Consider the following 21,359-nt stretch of genomic DNA (forward strand, 5'->3'; position numbering starts at 1 on the left):
AATTTCAATTACTTATGGCGGCCTTGTAAACAGCTCACCACATCAGCCAATGATAAACCTTGGCGCTGTAATAACACGGTTAAGTGATACAGTAAGTCTGCCGATTCATTGGTTAATTCATCGTTATCATGTTTCATGGCTGCAAGGGCAACTTCGACACCTTCTTCACCTACTTTTTGGCAACTACGGCTTAAGTCTTTTGCAAATAAAGACGCAGTGTAGCTTTTGCTTGGATCATCGTCTTTACGCGAGACAATCACTTGTTCAAGCTCAGCTAAAAACGACAAGCTAGGTTTAGCATCATCGCCGAAGCAGCTTTGTGTACCTAAGTGGCATGTTGGCCCAAGTGGGTTTGCCAGTACTAATAGTGAGTCGTAATCACAATCGGTGTGTACAGAAACTACTTCAAGGTAGTTTTCTGATGTTTCGCCTTTCGTCCATAAGCGCTCTTTAGAACGCGAGTAAAAGGTTACTTTTTGTTTGTCGAAAGTGGCAGCTAATGCGTCTTGATTCATAAAGCCTTGCATTAAAATCACCCCAGAGCGTGCGTCTTGCACGATAGCTGGGATCAATTCGCTTTTGGCAAAGTCGACTTGAGAAAGAGTGTCTTTGGTTAATTGCATAGTCTTGCCGCTACATTATTATCGATTAAAAATTGTTTTAGTTCGCCAATATCAATGACGTTCTTGTGAAATACGCTGGCAGCGAGCGCGCCATCAACTTGGCTTTGCTGAAATACATCAACAAAGTCTTGCATCGTCCCTGCGCCACCCGAAGCAATCAGTGGAATATCGCACAGTGCACGCATTTTTGATAGCTGAACATTGTCGTAGCCTTTACGCACGCCGTCTTGGTTCATGCAATTCAGCACGATTTCACCAGCACCTAGGTCTTGCACACGCTTAACCCATTCTTCGGTTTTATAGCGAGTACGGCTTGATGCATTTGGGTCGCCAGTTAGCTGGTAGACTAAATACTCGCCAGTGTTTTCATCATAAAAGCTATCTATTCCCACAACCACGCACTGTTTACCAAACTCATCGTGTAACTCTTTGATAAGCTCAGGGCGCGCGATAGCAGGGCTGTTAATACTGATTTTATCTGCACCACGTTCTAAAACACGTGCTGCATCGGCAACAGATTTAATACCGCCAGCCACACAAAATGGAATATCAATGTGGCGTGCAATGTTCTCTACCCAATTGACATCAAGTAGGCGTTTTTCGACGCTGGCACTGATTTCATAAAACACCAGTTCATCCGCACCAGCATCGCTGTAAGCCTTGGCAAGCGTTAAAATATCACCAACTACTTCATGGCCTTTAAATTTAACGCCTTTAACAACTTGGCCGTCTTTTACATCTAAACAAGGGATTATGCGTTTTGATAACATGCTAACGCCTCCTCAACATTAAAGGCACCATCGAGCAATGATTTACCTAATATAACACCGCCAACGCCTAGTTTTTTCAGCTTTGCGATATCATCAAGAGAGCTTACACCGCCTGATGCTTGAACTTTAATCTCGCTGTTGTGGTTGGTTAAATCTTCATAAAGTGCAAACGAAGGGCCGGTCATGGTGCCGTCTTTACTGATGTCAGTACACAGAAAATCAACCACACCAAGTGCCACGTAAAAATCAACAAGTTCGAACAAGCCAAACTCAGATTCACTTAACCAACCATGTGTTGCTGGTGCCCAGCCGTTGTCAGTTTTATTAACATCTAGTGCGATAACAAAGTGTTCGCTGCCAAATTTTTCAATCCACGCCTGCACTTGCTCACGCTTTTCAACGGCCATTGAGCCTATTACAACTTGGTTAGCACCGGCTTCAAGCCAGTCAGCAACATCTTGCTCAGAGCGAATACCGCCGCCCACTTGATAAGGTACATTAAGCGCTTTGGTTGCGGCTTGAATATGCTGCCATTGTTTTTTATTTGGATCGCGCGCGCCTTCTAAATCAACTAGGTGCAGTTTGCCTGCGCCGCTGCTTGCGTACTCTTGTAAGCGTGCGCCAAGTTCGTAAGGGTAAAATTGTGCTGTATCATACTTACCTTGGTATAAGCGCACAATTTGGTTTTGTAATACATCGAGTGCTGGAATAATCACGTTTATTTCTCTTATTTTTTGCTGCGCTTACAGCTGCCAATCTAAAAAGTTTTGTAAAAGTCGTGTGCCTACTTTGGCGCTTCGCTCTGGGTGGAACTGCATGCCTGCGTAGTTATCTTTGGCAACAATTGCTGAAAAAGCTTGCCCGTATTCACCGCTTACTAGGGTTGCATCGTTCACTGTGTGAGCAAAGCTATGCACAAAGTACACTTGATCCTGCGCCGATAACCCTTTGGTAAGGGCATGCTCTTTTAGTACGCTTAGGTCGTTCCACCCCATGTGTGGAGAAGTTAATGTACCCACATCTAAGTGCTTAACAACACCCGGAATTTTGCCAAGGCAATCGACATTGCCTTCTTCTGTGCTATCACAAAGTAATTGCATGCCTAAACAAATTCCCATCAGCGGGCGTTGATATTCATCAATTGCTTGCTGCCAACCACCGTCTTTTAAGCGTTTCATTGCAACGGAAGCATGGCCTACACCAGGTAAAATCGCACGTTCAAAGCCTTTTAGTTGTTCAGGTGAGGTGATCACCTCTGGCTTTTCACCTAAGCGTTCAAAGGCAAAGCGAACAGAGTTAATGTTGGCACAACCGGTATTAATTATGGCAATCATAAACACCCCTTAGAGCTGGCGGTTTGTTGCGAAGCATCTTTTGCAATCGCAGCACGAAGTGCTCTTGCAAACGCTTTAAATAGGCCTTCAACTTGGTGGTGACAGTTACCGTCGCTAACCGACAGAATTAGGCTCATGGCGGCATTATCACTTAAGCTTTTAAAGAAGTGCTCAACCATTTGTACATCTAAGTCGCCCACTTTTTCACGGCTAAAATCAGCATTTAATACAAATGAGGCGCGGCCTGATAAATCAATTTGCGCTTCTGCTTTACATTCATCCATAGGTAATGCAAAACCATAGCGACCAATTTGCGTTTTTGTACCTAGGGCTTGTTTAAGGGCTAGGCCAAGCGCAATACCGATATCTTCAACAAGGTGATGCTCGTCAATGTGTAAGTCGCCAGTGGCTTGAATATTAAGTCCGATATTGGCATGAGTGCGAATTTGGTCAAGCATGTGATCGAAAAAGCCAAGACCAGTGCTAATTTCGCCATTTTTTGTTTGGTCTAAATTAATTTGCACATCGATTTGCGTTTCTTTGGTGTTGCGAGTGACACGGCCTTCACGGTTCGCGGTTGTCAGTTTAGTGACAATGGCATCCCAGCTGCCGTCATACAAAATACCTTCACAACATAAGTTATTGGCAAGTCCAATATCAGTTTGGCGGTCGCCAATCACAAATGAGCGTGCTAAATCGACTTTACCTGACCGCATAAGCTCTGTAAGTAAGCCGGTTTTTGGTTTACGGCATTCACAATTTTGCTCATCAAAGTGAGGGCAAATCAGAACTTCATCAAATTTAATCCCTTGGCTGTTTAAGATATTCATCATCTTGTCTTGAGCAATATCAAAATCAGCTGTCGGGAAGCTATCAGTGCCTAAACCATCTTGGTTTGAAACCATCACAAGGCGGTAACCTGCCGCTTGAAGTTGTAACAGAGCAGGGATCACATTTGGCAAAAAAACTAATTTTTCGAGGCTATCAACCTGTTTGTCGGTGATAGGCTCTTCGATAATCGTGCCATCGCGGTCAATAAATAAATACGGGTTGCTCATGATAATTCCTGTTCTACTGTATTGCTGGTCAGTGATAAGCCATCTAACCAAATTTTTACTTGTTCTAGTTCTTGCTCGTTACCGATAGAAATTCGTAACCAATCATTTTCGCCATATAAGGTGAAGGCACGCATCACAAGCCCTTGCTCTAGTGCGATATTAAATGATTGTTTGTCTTTTAATTTTAAGGTGACAAAGTTACCTTCACCGCTCAGGACTTTGATAACGGCTGGTGACTGCTCAAGCCAGCTTTTCAGTTTGCCTTTTAAGCTATTTAGAATAGTCACCTGACGGCGCATTGAAACGATGTTGTCACTACTTAATGCATCTGCTGCAATGCTAGCAACCACCGTTGATACAGGATAAGGCGCAATCACTTTACGAATAGGCGCAAGTAATTCGCTGTTGGCTAAAGTGAAGCCTGTTCTTAAACCCGCAAGTGCAAATGCTTTTGATAAGGTTCTAAGTACCACAAGGTTACTAAACTCGTTGATCAGGCTTGCTGCTGTTTGTTCAGGGCAAAATTCTATATAAGCTTCATCCACCACCACAATCGCTTTACCCGCAAGTTGTTGGGTGATTTTTCTGATTTTGTCTAGGTTTGTCATGCTGCCGGTAGGGTTATTTGGATTACAAATAAACACCAGCTTTGAATCAGCAACCGCAGTGACAATCTCATCAACGGTGCCTTTTAATAACAGCTCTTGAGTTAAACCGTTAATCGCAATGTTGTGGGTATCAGCAGTGACTTTGTACATGCCGTAAGTTGGCAAAAAGAGTGCAATGCTATCTTTAGCAGGGCTACAAAAAGTACGTACTAATAGCTCAATACCTTCGTCAGCGCCACGAGTCATCAGTACTTGCTCTGGCTCTAAATTAGCATAGCAAGCGTAACGAGTGATCACTTGCTGAGGCTGCGGATCAGGGTAGCGATTTAAATCAGTTAAATTGATATTTGGCGTACGTGAATACGGGCTTTCATTGGCATTTAACCACGTTGTGCCTGTTAGTTTTTCACTTTTCGCTGAACTATAGGCTGTAAGCGCTGCAATGTTATCTGGCAACAGCGTTGTTATTTTTGAATTATCGCTCATTGTTCATAGCCTCAAGACGAATTGAAACAGCATTAGCGTGAGCATCAAGCCCCTCTGCTGCGGCCAAAGGTAAAATTGCTTTAGATAATTCACGTAAACCATTTTTGCTGATGGTTTGTACTGTGTAAGTTCTAAAGAAGTCCAGTAAGTTTAAGCTCGAATAGGTCGCACTGTAACCATACGTTGGTAGTACGTGATTCGTGCCAGACGCATAGTCACCGGCAGACTCTGGGGTGTAATCGCCTACAAATACTGAGCCAGCATTTCTCACTAAGTTTAAATAAGGCTGCGCATCAGCAAGTTGTAAAATAAGGTGCTCAGGACCATATTGAGCAGACACCGCAAAGGCTTGCTCAACCGAGTCCACTAATATCAAGCTTGAGTTTGCAAGCGCTTGCTCGGCAGTGTCTTTACGACTTAATTTTGCTAGCTGCTCAGTTAAAGCTTGCTGTGTTTTTTCAATAATACGTTCGCTGTTACACAGTAAAATAACCTGCGAATCGGCACCGTGCTCTGCTTGCGATAATAAATCTGCCGCAATAAACTCTGGGTTTGCACGCTCATCTGCAATCACTAACACTTCAGAAGGGCCCGCAGGCATATCAATCGCCATGCCCGGAATGGTTTGCGCAACAAGTTGTTTTGCCATGGTGACAAAGCTATTTCCCGGGCCAAAAATTTTGTTCACTTTAGGCACTGACTCTGTGCCGTATGCCATTGCTGCAATCGCTCCGGCGCCACCACTTTCTACAATGGTTTTAATACCACATAGTTTTGCAGCATATAAAATGGCAGGGTTGATGGTTTCATCGGCTTTTACAGGTGTAGTAAGCACAACAGTTTGTGCACCGCTTAATTGTGCAAGCACTCCTTGCATGATCACTGATGATGGCAATGGTGCACTGCCACCTGGCACGTAAATACCCACCGCTTCAATGGCTTGATATTTAAGTTCACATAACACACCAGGTTGCGTTGTTAACTTAATGTCTTTAGGTAATTGTGCTTGGTGAAAGCGTTTTACATTAGCATAGGCCGTTTCGATGGCGGCTTTTAACTCGTTTGATAATAACTGCTCAGCTTGATTAATTTCTTCAACTGGCACTAATAAACGTGGTGTCTTGCGCTTATCAAACTCTTTAGCCATCTTTAACAACGCAGCGTCACCTTCGGTTTTAACTGCATTTAAGATGTCGATGCAAATTGCTTCGACCTCTTTACTTGCAGTAACAGCAGGGCGGGTGAGTACCGCCTGCTGTGCTTGTTGATTTTCCTCATTCCAGCGAAACATGGATTATTACTCCATCATTTTTTCAATTGGCATAACAAGGATTGAGTTAGCACCCAGTGCTTTTAACTGTTCCATTGTTTCCCAAAATAGAGTTTCGCTGCTAACCATGTGCAGTGCTACGTAATCGTCGCTACCAGCAAGTGCTAACAATGTTGGCTGGCCAGTACCTGGTAGTAAATCGCACACTTCATCAAGCTTTGCTTTTGGTGCGTGTAACATAATGTATTTACTTTCTTTAGCTTGACGAACACCACGTAGACGCGGCATTAGCGTATTGATTAAATCAAGTTTACTTTGGTCTTTAAGGTCTTTGTTTTGAATTAAACATGCGTTTGATTCTAAGATGGTCTCGCCTTGCATTAGGCCGTTTGCTTCTAATGTTGCACCAGTAGACACTAAATCACAGATTGCATCAGCTAAACCTGCACGCGGGGCTACTTCAACAGAACCCGTTAACATTACCGTGCTTGCGTTAATGCCTTCGCGTTTTAGGTACTGGCTCAAGATTTCTGGGTAGGTAGTGGCAATGCGTTTACCTTCAAACCAGCTTTTATCTTGCGGACCAAGTTCTTGTGGCCATGCAAGTGCTAGGCGGCAGTAACCGAAATCAAGTTTAGAAAGTTTATTTACTTCGAATGCTGCGCCTTGGCGTTCGCGTTCGGCTTGTACTTCAACAAGTACGTTTTCGCCAACGATACCTAGGTCACACACACCGTCCATTACTAGGCCCGGAATATCGTCATCGCGTACACGAAGTACATCAATTGGCATGTTGGTAGAGTGTGCGATTAAACGTTGTTCACGAAGGTTTAATTTAACGCCTAATTGCTTAAGTAATTCTTGGCAGTCTTTTGATAAGCGGCCACCTTTTTGGATGGCGATTCGTAAACGATTGGTATTGCTCATTATTTATTTTCCTTTAATTCAAAAACTAAAAACCCCGAGGGAACCTCAGGGCGAAAATAAATAATTTGGTTGATTGCTCGCCAGAGGTTCCTTTTAGGAATAACCTCTCAGCGAAAAACCTGACAGGCTATTCCGGTGAATGATGGTGATGATGGATAGTTGTCAGATTGAAACGCATAATTTTTCCTGTATTGCACTCGTTTATGTAAACCAGTGCGTATATCTGTTTAAATAATTTACGTATATAGATAAACATGCTTTGCTAATCTTTGGCAAGCATTTTTTTTCTAAATTAAAGTATATGCTATAACTGCCGATAATAAATGGAGTGATAGGAGGTACAAATGGATATCATGATCCCCTTTTTAGGTCGCATAACGCGCTTACAGTTGGAGAGTAAAGGCGCGTTTCATATTGCGGGCGTAAAAGACGCGAACGTGCAGCGAATTGAACTCGAAAAACGGCAAAAACGTGAAATTGAACGACGTAAAAAAGCTGCTGAAAATGGCGATAAAAACAGTAAAAATGCTATTGAAGAAGATGAAGAGGGTAATAAGCACCTAGATACCTGGGCTTAAACGAAAGCCAAATTTTTCTGCAACAGTTGCGCAATTTCTGCTAACGTTTAAGTAAGTTCATTTATATTTTACAGGGCAGATTAATGGATAAACCTGCAGTGCCATTGAATGAGCAAGCTCGCCTTGACGAATTGCGTTCGCTTGAAATATTAGATACGCAAAGAGAACCTGTTTTCGACAGAATCACACGCCTTGCTCAGCAATTCTTTTCAGTGCCAATTTGCATCATAAGTTTAGTTGATGAGCAACGTCAGTGGTTTAAGTCTTGTGTTGGTTTAAATGTCACTGAAACTGCCCGAGATATCTCTTTTTGTGGCCATGCAATCCTACAAGACGAACCTTTTGTGATTAATGATGCGTTGAAAGACAAAAGGTTTGCAGATAATCCGCTAGTAGTTGGAGAGCCACATATTCGCTTTTATGCGGGATGCCCAATCATCCTTAAATCAGGTAATTGTATTGGAACACTGTGTATTATTGACTATAAACCACGCACATTGAGTAATAAAAATCTTCAAGCGCTGAAAGATTTTGCTGCAATTATTGAGCGTGAATTTTCCATATTGCAACTTGCTACAATGGACGAATTGACCTTGCTCCCTAATCGTCGAGGTTTTACAAGCACTGCTGAGCATTATTTAGATTTGTGTATTAGGCAGCAATTAAATGCCAAATTGGTATTTATAGATTTAGATAACTTCAAATACATTAATGATAACTTTGGGCATTCTGCTGGTGATAGAGTTCTGAAAGAATTTGCATCATTACTAAAAGAATACTGCCGAAAAGCAGACTTATATGCACGTTTGAGTGGGGATGAGTTCGTGATTCTGTTTACTGATTTAAACACCTCAGAATGCGAAACAATCATGCAACGTCTACTGCAGTCATTTTGTAATTTACCTTCGAGTTTTACAGGTCAAAGCATATTGAGTTTTTCTTATGGAATTGCTGATTTTTCGGGCCAGCAACCCTGTTCACTTGCAAAGCTATTAGCTGTTGCTGATAGTAGAATGTATAACGCAAAGGTACAAAAAAAGGCTCAATTATGAGCCTTTTTAATGACTAATGGCATACTCACTGTTGCGTTTTAGCAGATTGAATACTGCTTTGGATCAATGGTGAGATTGTTAAGCCTTGTACAATAATCGAAAAAATCACAACTACATAAGTCACTATTACTATTAGGTCATGCAAGTCAGACCCTGCAATCATCACTTGATCACGAGGTATAGCTGCAGCCATTGCTAGTGCTAATCCACCACGCAGGCCGCCCCAAGTTAAGATTTTTACCGAGTGTTTATCGTATTGACGATACTTTTTAAAGAATACAAATGGCGCACCTACACTTATAAAACGCGCTAATAACACCACAGGCACCATGAGTAGACCTAAACCGATTTCTTCAAAGGTAATAGGCATAGTCACGATGAGCATACCGATGATCAAAAACAGCAAGGCGTTTAAAAAACTATCGGTGGCATGCCAAAAGTCTTTTACATAACGGGTATCTTCAGGCCCTGTGCGCTCTGTTGCCTTTGAGCGGGTAATATTGCCAAGCAAAATACCACTGGTAACCATGGCAAGTGCGCCCGATATTTCCCATATATTTGCCGCAGCAAAACCAGCGGTTGGGATGGTCAAAGTTAGAAGTAACCGAATATTCACATCGCGGCTATTGATGATCAAAAAGTGCCCAACCAATGCAATGACTAAACCAAACACAATACCGCCAATGGCATCCACTAAGAACAGTTCGGCAACATCAGCAAAAGTGGCTTCGGTGCCATAAAAGGCCACTGAAAATATGGTGGTGAATATGACTAAGCCAATACCATCATTAAACAAAGACTCACCTTCAACTTGCACAGAAATTCCTTCTGGGGCTCGCATTTGTTTAATAATGGCTAACACGGCAATCGGATCGGTTGGGCTTATTAATGCTCCAAATAGCAAGCAATAAATAAACGGCACTGGCCAGCCAACAAAGGCAAATAAGTAATAACTTAAATAACCGACTATGACCGTGGAGGTTATGGTTGAAAATAGCACTAATGCAGTTATCTCCCATCGTTGTTTACGAAGGGCTGCCAAGTTGATTTCCAATGCCCCTGCGAATAGCAAAAACCCAAGCATGCCTTTTAATAGCAACTGATTAAAGTTGATACTAGAAACAATCTGAGTTATTTCGAGGGCCGTTGTATCACCAAGCATTTTAACGGCAAGAATAAGTAGCAAAGAAATAACAACAGAGCCAGTTGTTATAGCAATCGTGGTTTGCATTTTGAGGATATATTGATTAGCAAAAGCAATAAAAATAGCTAATGCTGAAAGAAAACAAATGAGGTACCAAGCATTCATTGTTTGACCTTAAATATTTTTATAACAAGACGCAGAAAGCTGTCACTTTCTGGCCGCATATAGTACGCCTCTAATATAGGTATGTCACAGTGTTTATGCGATTTTTATGACTTTTTAGAGTAAAAATACTTGATGCTGATTGCATATGTATAATTGCTGTTAAAAATGTCTAAAAAGAGACATAAAAAGCCCTGCAAAATATGTAGCATTGATAAGTTTAGTTAGGTCAATTTGTTGAACTGGGCAGATTCTTGACTGGTATTTATAGACCTGATTGGATAAGGGATCACAATGCCTTCTTCGGCGTAACGTTTATGGAGTGCTTTTATAAACGCTGATTTAACCCAAAATCGGTTGAAGTACTCTTTTGCTCTTAGCATCACCGTAAAATTAATACTTGATTGATCAAAGGTGTGAAACACCACAAAAGTATCGTAGTCATCAACACCCCATTGATGACTTTTTAAAATCTGTCTGGCAACATCCAAAGTCACTTGCTCAACTTTTTCAAGATCTGAGCCATAATGAACACCCACCTCAACGGGGACGCTGAGTTCTTTTTCGGGATAAAAGTAATTAATGATGCGTGATTTAGACAGCTGACTATTTGGGATGACTATCATGTTATTCGGCAACATTTTTACCCATGTAGAGCGCCAACCAATTTTTTCAACAAAACCTTGGTCGCCACTTTCAAGTTCTATAAAGTCGCCAACCCGAATAGGTTTATCAATCACCAACTGAACGCCTGAAAAGAAGTTTTCAAGTGTAGGTTGCAAAGCCAAAGCAACAGCAAGTGAGGTAATGCCCAAAGAGGCAATAATCGGAGTGATTGAAATCCCTAACGTGCCCAATAACACCAATAAGCCAATACAGACTATGGCGCAGCGGATCAAGCCTTTAATGATGCTATGACTATTCGAAACCACCACTGAACGGGCACTGTAATAATCAACGGTGCCAAATAAGAAATGGTCTAAAAATAACACTAAGGCAAAAATACAAATGGCTTTAGCGGTGGCTGCAATAGGTAAGGGGTGTTCGGCCATAAAGCCGGTGATGTTTAATAACTGACCAAAAATGATCACAAGCACCATCATTGTGCACAAGGTCAATGGCGTAGAAAGTGAGTTAACCAGCAAGGTATCGAACACAAAATCAGTTCGTTGGGTCCATTTTTTTAGGCAATAGATAATTACAAACTTTAATAAAAACAGGGTTATGGCGGCTAGTACAGTGCCGCCAATGACGACCAGCCAAGGCTCATTTAGCCATTCATTTTGTATTAGTTCAGTAATCATACTTAGTCCTTAAACCCTAGATACTTGCGATAGCTGCAAGTTATGTACCTAGGCTTTTTGGTTAATAGCTGAATTTTTAGCGGTGAATCACAAATGGTAAGGTGAGCAAAATAAATACAAATAAAAGGTACAAATGTTTATTAAATGTTATCTTTTTGTATCAATAAATTTACATTAAAGTTGTATTTGTTAACATTTAATAAACCTGAAAATTCTTATCTTGCTGTTAATTATAGTGTTTTAAATTAGAGCTAATACTTTACTTGTAAATTTTTTGTTTCATTTTCAATTTCGCTCCATTCAATCTAGGCTGGTCACTAATCGGGAACAGTGCAGTCCGGTTACTAGGAAAATATTAAATACATAACAATCTAACGGAGCGTAAACGTGAATTTATCTAAAATCACATTAGCAACTCTTGCTGCTTTTGCTTTGACTCAAGCAACAAGTGCAGTAGCTGCGAACAAGAAATACCTAAACGAACAAACAGGGATTAACCAAGCTTTGCAAACCAATGCGTCATCGGTATTGAGTGCAAATCCTAATCAGTTAGTTGGTTTAGGTGCAGGGAATGATTTAGTTGTATTAAAAGAAATCAAAACCAGTAACGGCAACACCACTCGTCGTTATCAACAGATGTATCAAGGTCTACCTGTCATTGGCGATACGGTTAGCCTTACATTTGATGGTAATGGCCAATTAAAACGTGCACATGGTGCTGCGGTATATGATATTGCCGCCGACATCGATTCTGTCTCTCCGGCTCTTAACAAGAAAAAAGCAATGGCGAAAGGTCTTGCTAACTCACCTGCTGCAATTAAATCAGTTGGGTTAAAAAAGCATAATGAACAATCGCGTTTAGCTATTTGGCTAGATGAAGATAGTGTTGCACACCTAGTGTATGAAGTATCTTATGTGACTTATGGTGATAACCCATCTCGTCCGTATCAAATTATTGATGCCAACAGCGGTGAAGTCTTATTCAGCTTCGATAACTTACAACATGCTAGTGCAACAGGCCCAGGTGGTAACTTAAAAACCGGTAAATACATTTACGGTACTGACTTTGATAGCCTAGATGTAACCCAGTCTGGCAACACTTGTACGATGAATAACGCTAACGTAAAAACCATTAACTTAAATGGAAGTACGAGTGGTTCTACAGCATATTCGTTTACATGCCCTGAAAATACCTTTAAAGAAATTAACGGTGCGTACTCACCTTTAAATGATGCGCATTATTTCGGTAACGTTATTTTTAATATGTATAACGATTGGGTAGGCACAGCGCCATTAACTTTCCAATTGAAAATGCGCGTTCATTACGGCAATAACTACGAAAATGCGTTTTGGGATGGCAGTGCCATGACCTTTGGTGATGGTCAAAATACGTTTTATCCACTGGTAAGTCTTGATGTGTCAGCGCATGAAGTAAGCCATGGTTTTACTGAGCAAAACTCAGGGCTTATTTATTCTGGTAAATCCGGTGGTTTGAACGAAGCGTTCTCTGATATGGCAGGTGAAGCGGCTGAGTTTTACATGAAAGGCTCAAACGACTGGTTAGTAGGTCAGGAAATTTTCAAAGGTAACGGTGCATTACGTTACATGAATAACCCAACCCAAGATGGCAGCTCCATTGATCATCAAAACAGTTACTACTCAGGCATGGATGTGCACTACAGCTCAGGTGTATTCAACAAGGCATTTTATAACCTTGCAACCACACCAGGTTGGGATACGCAAAAGGCGTTCGTTGTGATGGCACGTGCTAATCAACTTTACTGGACAGCCAGCACAAACTGGGATTTAGCAGGTAACGGCGTAATGGATGCAGCCTGTGATTTAAGTTATGACCCAGCAGATGTACAAGCGGCACTTGCAGCGGTCGGTGTGACTTCAAGCTTAAGTGCGGGTAGTAGCTGTGGTACGACTGAGCCACCTCCGGGCGGTGATGAAGAACTAACCAATGGCGTTGCACGCACAGGGATCAGTGGTGCTGCTAAAGATCAAATGTTCTTTACTCTTGAGGTGCCAGCAGGTGCAACGAATTTACAATTCAATACAACTGGCGGAAGTGGTGATGCAGACCTTTACGTTATGTATGGCGCAAAACCAACACTGAGCAACTTTGATTGTAAAAGCACTTCATCTACCAGCACAGAAAGCTGCGCTATTAGTAATGTGCAAGCGGGTACTTACTACGTAATGGTAGAAGCGTGGAATCAAATTTCAGGTGTATCACTTACAGGTAGCTTTGATTCTGGCAGCGGTGGTGGTGTAACACCGATTAACCGCACTGAGTCTAACTTAAGTGTTGCTACAAATAGCTGGACTCGTTTCACGCAAGACCTAGATGCGGGTTATTCGTCACTTGATGTAACTATTTCTGGTGGGTCTGGTGATGCTGACTTGTATGTGAACTTTGGTTCGCAATCGACAACATCTAGCTATGATTGCCGCCCATATAAAAATGGCAATAGCGAAACTTGCACATTTACAAACCCACAAGCGGGTACTTGGTATATCGACCTTCGCGGCTACAGCGCTGCAAGTGGTGTAACACTCACCATTTCGGCTAACTAGCCACCCTTTTAGGGAGCTTCGGCTCCCTTTTTTATTAATACAAATAATAAAAGGATTGATTATGACAACCCGCCTAACACAGTGCCTAGTGGGCTTTGCAATATTGTCACTGAGCCAATTAAGTTATGCAGCGCAAGATGAAACAATTTGGGTCACCATTGATGCCCTTGCTGCAGAGCACTTTCAACAAGATACAGTGAGTAAACGTAAACAAAACAGCAATTTTGCGATGCAAAAATCAGCTTTAAATCAAGTTAATTTTATGCGCGTTAACAAGCAGGATATCGCTGGATTAAGTGAATTTATGCACGATAACTATCATCGCTGTGGTGGTTTTGTAGCACATGATTCTTTAGCAGATGCAGAGCTTTATACCCAGCAATTAAATGCGGTATCGAACATTGCGATGAATGCCAGCCTTGTTAACTACAGCATTAATAATGCTGCGACAGTTAACGCGCTAATATCTTCGATTAATACTAGTGAACTGAGTGATACGGTTAATAGCATGATGAACTTTCATAACCGATATTATGCAGTGCAAAGTGGTGTTGATGCAGCAGATTGGTTAAAGAGCCATTGGCAACAAATAGCCAGTAGCCGCAGTGATATAACTGTTGAGTATTTTAACCATAGCTTTTCTCAATCATCAGTTATTGTGACCATTCCTGGTGCAGAAAAAGCAGATGAAATCGTCATTATTGGTGGTCATTTAGACTCAATTAATCAGTCAAATCCAAGTAATGGCCGTGCTCCCGGTGCAGATGATAACGCCTCTGGTATTGCGGTGCTTACACAAACCCTAAAAGCGATTGTAGAAAATAACTACCAACCTCAGCGAACCATTCAAATTATGGGGTTTGCCGCTGAAGAAGTGGGTCTTAGGGGCTCAAAAGATATTGCTCAGAGTTATAAAACTCAGGGTAAGAATGTTGTAGGTATGGTGCAGTTTGATATGACTGGCAATAACGGCAGCAGCACAGATATTGTGATGATGACCGACTACACAAACTCATCGCAAAATCAGTATCTATCGCAGTTGCTCGATGCTTATCAACCCACAGTGAGCTATGGCTTTGATCAATGTGGTTATGGCTGCTCAGATCATGCCTCTTGGTATCAACAAGGGTTTGCCGCCTCAATGCCATTTGAATCAACAATGAGTGATATTAACCCATTGATCCACACATCAAATGATGCCCAGTTTGATGCGGCTCACGCGAGTAAATTTGCAAAACTAGCAGTGAGTTATGTTGCTGAAATGGCAAAAAATGCCGGTGATGTGGTGACTGAGCCGACTAATCAGCTTGAAAATGGCGTAGCTAAAACGGGTTTGGCGGGCGCAGCAAAAGAGCAGCTATTCTTTACGCTTGAAGTACCTGCAATGAGCAGTAACCTTGAGTTTGTAACCGAGGGCGGCTCGGGCGATGCCGATTTATACGTTAAATTTGGCAGTAGGCCGACCTTACAAGACTTTGAATGTAAAAGCACAACCTCTACAAGTAATGAAAGTTGTGTGATGTCGTCAGTTCAAACTGGCACCTATCATGTCATGGTCGAAGCGTGGAATGAGATTTCGAATGTGTCACTCACGGGAAGCTACAGTACCTCTGGTGGCAGCGAAAACGTTGATCGAACTGAGACAAACGTGAGTGTGGCTACCGGTAGTTGGCAGCGCTTTACTCAACAAATACCCACAGGCCTTAGTAATTTAACGGTGACGATTACTGGCGGTAGTGGCGATGCAGATTTGTATGTTAACTATGGCTCAGCGTCAACAAGCTCAAATTATCTGTGCCGACCTTACAAAAATGGTAACGAAGAAAGTTGTCAATTTGATAACCCACAAAGTGGTACTTGGTACATAGATTTACAAGGTTACCGAGCTGCATCGGGCGTGACATTAACGATTAAAGGACAATGATATAAACGCAATCATACTTTTAACCATGAGGAAGCCTTGCTTCCTCATTTAGTCTTGCCCTTGGCAAGTCAGTTACGTAAAATCTGCCCATCACTTTTAATCTATTGGCGAAGTTTATCAAACAACTTTTCAGTGCCACGGGCCCTCTTGCACTTTCTCTTGATGGATATACTCCTCGGCAGCCACAAATTGACATGGCTGTTGCAGTTGACGATGCCTTAAAAAAACGTCACCAATTAGTGGTTGAGGCGGGCACAGGCACGGGTAAAACCTATGCTTACTTAGCGCCTGCGTTAAAATCAAAAGGCAAAACCATCATCTCTACGGGTTCAAAAGCACTACAAGAGCAGTTGTTTCACCGTGATTTACCCAACTTAGTCAAAGCACTGAGCGCCACTAAAAAAGTCGCCCTTTTAAAAGGCCGCGCAAATTATTTGTGTACGTATCGTTTAAGTCAGCATGTTGCGCATGTGCCAACTGATGATCCTGATGTAATGCATCAACTCGCGATGGTGGCAAAGTTTGCAAGCGAAACCCGTTCCGGCGATTTAGCAGATTGTATAGGCATAGAAGAAGATGCCAAAGTACTGCCTTATGTTAGCTCAACTGCTGATAACTGTTTGGGTAAAGAGTGCCCCGATTTTCAAGATTGCTATATTCGTAAAGCGCGCTTAAACGCCATGGAAGCTGATGTGGTGGTGATCAACCATCATTTGTTTTTTGCTGATATGGCCGTGAAAGACACGGGTTTTGCTGAATTAATGCCTACGGCAGACGCCTATATTTTTGATGAGGCGCATCAGCTTAGTGAAATTGCCAGTGACTATTTTGGTGAAAGTGTTAGCACCAAAAAGCTGGTGGATTTAATTAATGACTTACGAGCAATATACCGTGCAGATATCCCGGATATGCTGCAATTAGGTAAAACCCTCAACAAGTTAGAAACCAGCGTGGCAGATTTACGCTTACAGTTTGGGGTTGATGGTAGCCGTGGTGATTGGCGTGAAAAGCTGGCTGATAAAGAGATTTGTGCAGCACTGCACCGAGTAATTAGCGACCTCGACTTTTTATACCAAGTATTAAAGTTATGCTTAGACCGTAGCGAAAAAATAGAGCATCCATTTGAGCGTACACTGGCCTTTAAAGGTCAGTTAGAGCGTGTATTTGATACCGCACAAACGGGCTATAGTTATTGGTACGAAACCACTCGCCGATACCTAACGGTAAACATTACACCGCTTAATGTATCGGCTAAATTCGCACAAATGATGAAAGACACTGGAGCTGGCTTTGTGTTTACATCGGCCACTTTATCAGTCGATAACGACTTAGCGCACTTTAACGCTAGCCTTGGCTTAAAACCAACACAAAGTATGATTGTTGAAAGTCCATTTGATTATCAACAACAAGCACTACTTTGCTTACCGCGCTACTTACCTGAGTCTCATGCGAATAATATGCCCCACGCAATTATCAAGCTGACCCTTGAGTTGATAAAATCAGCAAAAGGTCGCTGCTTTGTGCTGTTTACTAGTTATCGTATGATGCACTTAGTGGCTGAAGGTTTAACCACACAAATGGATTATCCGGTTTATATGCAAGGGCAAATGTCTAAACGCATTATCCTTGAGAAGTTTACCCGTCACGGTAATGCCGTTTTACTCGGCACAGCCTCATTTTGGGAAGGCGTAGATGTTAGAGGCAGCACATTAAGTTGTGTTATCATTGACAAATTGCCGTTTGCCGCACCAGATGACCCTTTATTGCAAGCAAAAATGCAAGATTGCCAGCTGCAAGGTAAAGACCCATTTGCGCATATTCAATTACCCCAAGCGGTGATTGCATTAAAGCAAGGGGTAGGGCGACTTATTCGCGATAGTAAAGATAAAGGTGTGCTGGTTATTTGCGATAACCGCTTAGTAACACGCCATTACGGCCAAGTATTTTTAAAAAGTTTGCCACCCATGCGCCGCACACGCGATTTAGCAATGGCAAACGCGTTTTTAGAACAGATCAATTAGAGTAACTTAGATGATTAAACACAATATTCTTGCCTTAGATGCATCAACTGAAGCTTTATCGCTGGTGCTACATTATCGAGGGCAAACATTTCATCATTTTGAAGAGTGCCCTCAGCAGCACAGCCAAAAGATTTTGCCTTTAATTGATGAGTTACTCGCAAAGGCGCAATGTAAACTAACCGATTTAGATGTAATTGGTTTTGGTCAAGGGCCGGGTAGCTTCACGGGCGTGCGCATCAGTGTTGCGATTGCTCAAGGTTTAGCTTATGCGGCACGTTTACCTTTGGTTGGCGTATCAACATTGCAGATGATGGCGCAACAAGCATTTGAACAACACCAAGCAAGTGATGTGTTTTCTGCGATTGATGCGCGTATGGGTGAGATTTATTACGCTCACTACAAAGCATATGATAATGGCTTAATGCTACTTGTTGATGAAGAGCAAGTTATTAAACCTGAGTTGCTAACGCTTCCTGAAACAGCTGCAACTGCGGTGGGTACTGGCTGGCAGACCTATCCTTCGCTTGTTTCAGAACTTGCAAATGTAAGTCTAAATGAAACTATTCTACTGCCTGATGCGAAATACATGCTGGCCTCGGTTGCAACGGCTTTTGCTAACGGTGAAACAGTGACAGCAGCCAATGCACAGCCTAAATATGTTCGTGATACAGTGACTTGGAAAAAGCTACCAGGCCGAGAGTAACTGAAAGAATAACGGGACTTGCGTGCCAGTCAGTTATGGCACATAATTTAGTCATGTTTGATGTGGAATTACGAGTTTGACTTTACCAATTGGCTCAGGCTTTTATACCGGTGACATTCCTGGTCAATATAGCCGTAAAAATACCGTTACTGATAAGCCTAAGGCGATATCAGATCAAACGGCTGAGCAAAAATCGTCAACCGAATATGTTAAATCGAGCCCTCAAGCAGTTGCTATTGCCGATGAATTTAAAGCTGAGTCGCAAAACTATCAGCAAACAATTTATGACAAACCAAGCAACCCAAAAATCAGCCGGGCAATTTCAACCTACACCGAATTTGCTAACTTAGAGCGCCGCGCCGAAGTGCAAAGCCTCATTGGCGTTGATGTATATGCTTAGCTAATTGCTAATACTGAATTCACAAAAAAGCCTAAACAAAATGTTTAGGCTTTTTTTATGCTTGGACAGTATTCAATATAAATTACTGTTTAATAAAATCAATCAGCTTGTCGGCAATCGCAGTATTGTTTTGCGAACCGTAGAAATCTTCAGCACGTTTACCATAGGCAAATACTTGCACATCAATAGCCGTGTGGCCGCCAGTAGTCCAACCAGTGAAGCTGGCATGATTGATGATATCTTTTACAGCAAGTAGCAGTGCTTTTTCGCCCATTTTCTTAGCTTCGCTAAGCTTAATGCTGTTTGTATCAGTGAATTCGATATCAGAATACTTTTGCCATACTGCTTTTAAGTCATCGCTTTCAAGTAGATCTTTTGTGATAGTGCCAGCTGTTGCTTTAACACCTTTAATCACCTCAGTTTCCCACTTATATTGACCGTGAGCACCAAGCGTTAAACCACCTGTTGAGTGATCGGCGGTGATAACAAGCAGAGTATCAGGGTTTTTATCTACATACGCTTTTGCTTGTTCAATTGACTTAGCAAAGTCATCCATTTCGCCCATTGCACATGCAATGTCGTTTGCATGACCACACCAATCAATTTGGCTACCTTCGATCATCACAAAAAAACCTTTGTCGTTTTGACCATCAAGTAAATCAAGTGCTTTAGTTGTCATTTGCGTAAGGCGCGTTGGATTTTCGTCAAGCGCAAACGGTAAACCTACTTCAGCGAATAAACCAAGTGCTGGAACTTGTTTTAAGTCATTCATTGCTGCGAAGTCATCGCTGTATTGATAACCTGCAGCTTTAAACTCCTCAACTAGATTACGGTCTTCACGAACATAATATTTAGTGCCGCCACCTAACATTAAATCAACCGGTAATTTACCTGCGATTTTGTTATCGATATAGTCGTTAGCAATCTCGTCGTAGTTACGGCGTGATTCGTTGTGCGAAGCAAAGCTTGCTGGTGTGGCATGATTGATTTGCGAAGTAGCTACGAGTGCTGTTGTCATACCGCGTTCTTTTGCAACTTCAAGCATGGTTTTTACTGGTTTTTTATCAGTATCAACGGCAATTGCGCCATTATAACTTTTATGGCCACTACTCAGTGCTGTTGCACCTGCTGCGCTGTCTGTTACATAGGTATGATCATCAGGGTAGGTATGTGCCATACCACGTAAAATAGTATCGAAAACAGTTGGGTCAACAACTTTAGTATTTGGATCATCTTTAAAGTAACGATATGCAGTTGTGTACGCCGGGCCCATACCATCACCAATCATATAAATGATATTTTTTGGTGCTGATTCAGCCATTACTGAGCCTGCTGAGCATAATAATGCTAAAAGACTTAATTTTAATTTCATTGATGTAACCTTATTATTGTGCCCTTATTTATACTGCGAGGATTATTGTATACTAGCCAGACGATAAATAAACGCCTTTAAGTTGAAACGCTTAATAAATAGGAGCAATTGTGCAACCTTTTTCTTTTCAAACTGGCACTCAGGCAATGCATGGCCTAACCTTTGGTCATGGCGAAGAAGTTGTGATTGCCTTACATGGTTGGCTTGATAACGCACATAGTTACATACCTATGTTACAAAATGTGCAGCTTAATCAGCGTTGGTATTGTCTCGATTTTCCTGGCCATGGTTTATCTGATTGGCGAAGTAGTGATGCCCACTATTACTTTATTGACTATATTGATGACGTATATAAGTTTATTGAGTCACTAGATGTAACGAAAGTGCATTTAGTTGGCCACTCAATGGGGGCCATGGTTGCCGGGGTTTTTGCCAGCTGTTTTCCTGAAAAGGTAGCAACGGTAAATTTTATTGAAGGAATAGGCTGTGTTACAACAAACAGCAATGAAGTGAGCAGCCAACTTCGTAAAGCAATTTTAAATAGAGCGCGTGTAAACACTAAAGGGCCTCGTGCATTTGACTCAATAGCGCACATTATTAGTGCAAGGCTTGCAAGTGGGGATCTTGAATACCCACAAGCTGAGCTATTAATGACACGCAATAGTTACGAAAAAGCAGGGAAGTGGTATTTAACAACCGATCCAAAGCTTAAAAATCACTCAGGATTTCGCTTTGATGAGGCACAATGTATTGCAACCATCAAACAAATAAACGCACCATGTCAGCTTATCTTAGGGGATAAAGGGTATCCTTTTGTGAAAGATAACCTAGAGGCATATGGTAAATATTACAAGGAGTTAAAAATTCATGAGATACCTGGAGGTCACCATTGCCATATGCAAAGTCCTGCATTAACCTTAGAGCACATTCATGCATTTATTGGGCAGTATAAAGCAAGTTAATTGTATAATTGCACCAAATGTGGGATTATCTGCACCATTAGAGTATTTACTCCATTGAGAAACGGCCTTAGTTAGATT

Annotated in this window: 19 protein-coding genes; 8 read left to right on the plus strand and 11 right to left on the minus strand. The window is 41.8% G+C overall.

All coding sequences use genetic code 11. The features are described from left to right. Positions 1-8 precede the first annotated feature (8 nt). The 8 genes from hisIE to hisG are packed head-to-tail and all read right to left on the minus strand — an operon-like array spanning position 9 to position 7,076. Positions 9-623, minus strand: a complete 615-nt coding sequence (gene hisIE, locus ACSFVZ_RS08710) for a bifunctional phosphoribosyl-AMP cyclohydrolase/phosphoribosyl-ATP diphosphatase HisIE (protein ID WP_054552013.1) — start codon at positions 621-623, stop codon at positions 9-11. Continuing rightward, positions 614-1,393 (minus strand): imidazole glycerol phosphate synthase subunit HisF, encoded by a 780-nt coding sequence (hisF, locus tag ACSFVZ_RS08715; RefSeq protein WP_055021694.1) that lies wholly within the window; start codon positions 1,391-1,393, stop codon positions 614-616. The genes hisIE and hisF overlap by 10 nt, the downstream gene beginning before the upstream one ends. Beyond that, positions 1,375-2,109 carry a 1-(5-phosphoribosyl)-5-[(5-phosphoribosylamino)methylideneamino] imidazole-4-carboxamide isomerase gene (locus ACSFVZ_RS08720; protein WP_135926404.1) on the minus strand — a complete coding sequence of 245 codons (735 nt, stop codon included), beginning with the start codon at positions 2,107-2,109 and terminating at the stop codon, positions 1,375-1,377. The genes hisF and ACSFVZ_RS08720 overlap by 19 nt, the downstream gene beginning before the upstream one ends. 27 nt (positions 2,110-2,136) lie before the next feature. Further along, positions 2,137-2,727, minus strand: coding sequence for an imidazole glycerol phosphate synthase subunit HisH (gene hisH, locus ACSFVZ_RS08725; protein ID WP_135926405.1), 591 nt, complete (start codon positions 2,725-2,727; stop codon positions 2,137-2,139). Further along, a complete protein-coding gene (hisB, locus tag ACSFVZ_RS08730; RefSeq protein WP_135926406.1) occupies positions 2,724-3,785 on the minus strand; it encodes a bifunctional histidinol-phosphatase/imidazoleglycerol-phosphate dehydratase HisB in 1,062 nt (353 codons plus the stop codon). The genes hisH and hisB overlap by 4 nt, the downstream gene beginning before the upstream one ends. Then, a complete protein-coding gene (gene hisC / locus ACSFVZ_RS08735; RefSeq protein ID WP_435558619.1) occupies positions 3,782-4,879 on the minus strand; it encodes a histidinol-phosphate transaminase in 1,098 nt (365 codons plus the stop codon). Before hisC ends, hisB begins: the two co-directional genes overlap by 4 nt. Then, on the minus strand, positions 4,869-6,170 hold the full coding sequence (gene hisD / locus ACSFVZ_RS08740; RefSeq protein ID WP_435558621.1) for a histidinol dehydrogenase: 1,302 nt from the start codon (positions 6,168-6,170) through the stop codon (positions 4,869-4,871). The genes hisC and hisD overlap by 11 nt, the downstream gene beginning before the upstream one ends. A gap of 6 nt (positions 6,171-6,176) precedes the next feature. Further along, entirely contained in the window at positions 6,177-7,076 is a 900-nt protein-coding gene (gene hisG, locus ACSFVZ_RS08745; protein WP_135926409.1) for an ATP phosphoribosyltransferase, read from the minus strand. A 344-nt stretch (positions 7,077-7,420) separates the two neighbouring features. Between hisG and ACSFVZ_RS08750 the strand changes: the two genes are divergently transcribed. Then, the gene (locus tag ACSFVZ_RS08750) at positions 7,421-7,654 is read left to right on the plus strand and encodes a hypothetical protein (RefSeq protein WP_063529102.1); all 234 of its coding nucleotides are present in this window, start codon (positions 7,421-7,423) and stop codon (positions 7,652-7,654) included. Between the two features lie 83 nt (positions 7,655-7,737). Beyond that, positions 7,738-8,706 (plus strand): sensor domain-containing diguanylate cyclase, encoded by a 969-nt coding sequence (locus ACSFVZ_RS08755; RefSeq protein WP_435558622.1) that lies wholly within the window; start codon positions 7,738-7,740, stop codon positions 8,704-8,706. A 25-nt stretch (positions 8,707-8,731) separates the two neighbouring features. Here the strand turns inward: ACSFVZ_RS08755 and ACSFVZ_RS08760 are convergent, their stop codons facing one another. Further along, complete coding sequence (locus ACSFVZ_RS08760) at positions 8,732-10,015, minus strand: cation:proton antiporter (protein ID WP_199527743.1); 1,284 nt, start codon at positions 10,013-10,015, stop codon at positions 8,732-8,734. A 221-nt stretch (positions 10,016-10,236) separates the two neighbouring features. Continuing rightward, a complete protein-coding gene (locus ACSFVZ_RS08765) occupies positions 10,237-11,316 on the minus strand; it encodes a mechanosensitive ion channel family protein (RefSeq protein WP_435558623.1) in 1,080 nt (359 codons plus the stop codon). 387 nt (positions 11,317-11,703) lie between these two features. On the opposite strand from ACSFVZ_RS08765, the gene ACSFVZ_RS08770 reads away from it, so the two are divergent. From ACSFVZ_RS08770 to ACSFVZ_RS08790, 5 genes are all read left to right on the plus strand, one after another. Then, a complete protein-coding gene (locus tag ACSFVZ_RS08770) occupies positions 11,704-13,899 on the plus strand; it encodes a M4 family metallopeptidase (RefSeq protein ID WP_435558624.1) in 2,196 nt (731 codons plus the stop codon). A gap of 61 nt (positions 13,900-13,960) precedes the next feature. After that, positions 13,961-15,823 carry a M28 family metallopeptidase gene (locus ACSFVZ_RS08775; RefSeq protein ID WP_435558625.1) on the plus strand — a complete coding sequence of 621 codons (1,863 nt, stop codon included), beginning with the start codon at positions 13,961-13,963 and terminating at the stop codon, positions 15,821-15,823. A gap of 104 nt (positions 15,824-15,927) precedes the next feature. Beyond that, positions 15,928-17,844 (plus strand): DNA repair helicase YoaA, encoded by a 1,917-nt coding sequence (yoaA, locus tag ACSFVZ_RS08780; protein WP_063707466.1) that lies wholly within the window; start codon positions 15,928-15,930, stop codon positions 17,842-17,844. Between the two features lie 10 nt (positions 17,845-17,854). After that, a complete protein-coding gene (gene tsaB / locus ACSFVZ_RS08785; protein WP_435558626.1) occupies positions 17,855-18,547 on the plus strand; it encodes a tRNA (adenosine(37)-N6)-threonylcarbamoyltransferase complex dimerization subunit type 1 TsaB in 693 nt (230 codons plus the stop codon). A gap of 76 nt (positions 18,548-18,623) precedes the next feature. Beyond that, positions 18,624-18,947, plus strand: coding sequence for a hypothetical protein (locus ACSFVZ_RS08790; protein ID WP_135926417.1), 324 nt, complete (start codon positions 18,624-18,626; stop codon positions 18,945-18,947). 82 nt (positions 18,948-19,029) lie between these two features. Here the strand turns inward: ACSFVZ_RS08790 and ACSFVZ_RS08795 are convergent, their stop codons facing one another. Next, a complete protein-coding gene (locus tag ACSFVZ_RS08795) occupies positions 19,030-20,319 on the minus strand; it encodes an alkaline phosphatase (protein ID WP_435558627.1) in 1,290 nt (429 codons plus the stop codon). A 110-nt stretch (positions 20,320-20,429) separates the two neighbouring features. On the opposite strand from ACSFVZ_RS08795, the gene ACSFVZ_RS08800 reads away from it, so the two are divergent. Then, positions 20,430-21,281 (plus strand): alpha/beta fold hydrolase, encoded by an 852-nt coding sequence (locus tag ACSFVZ_RS08800; RefSeq protein ID WP_295512030.1) that lies wholly within the window; start codon positions 20,430-20,432, stop codon positions 21,279-21,281. Positions 21,282-21,359: the final 78 nt, after the last annotated feature.

Source organism: Pseudoalteromonas nanhaiensis (assembly GCF_051235485.1).
Classification (GTDB): domain Bacteria; phylum Pseudomonadota; class Gammaproteobacteria; order Enterobacterales; family Alteromonadaceae; genus Pseudoalteromonas; species Pseudoalteromonas lipolytica_C.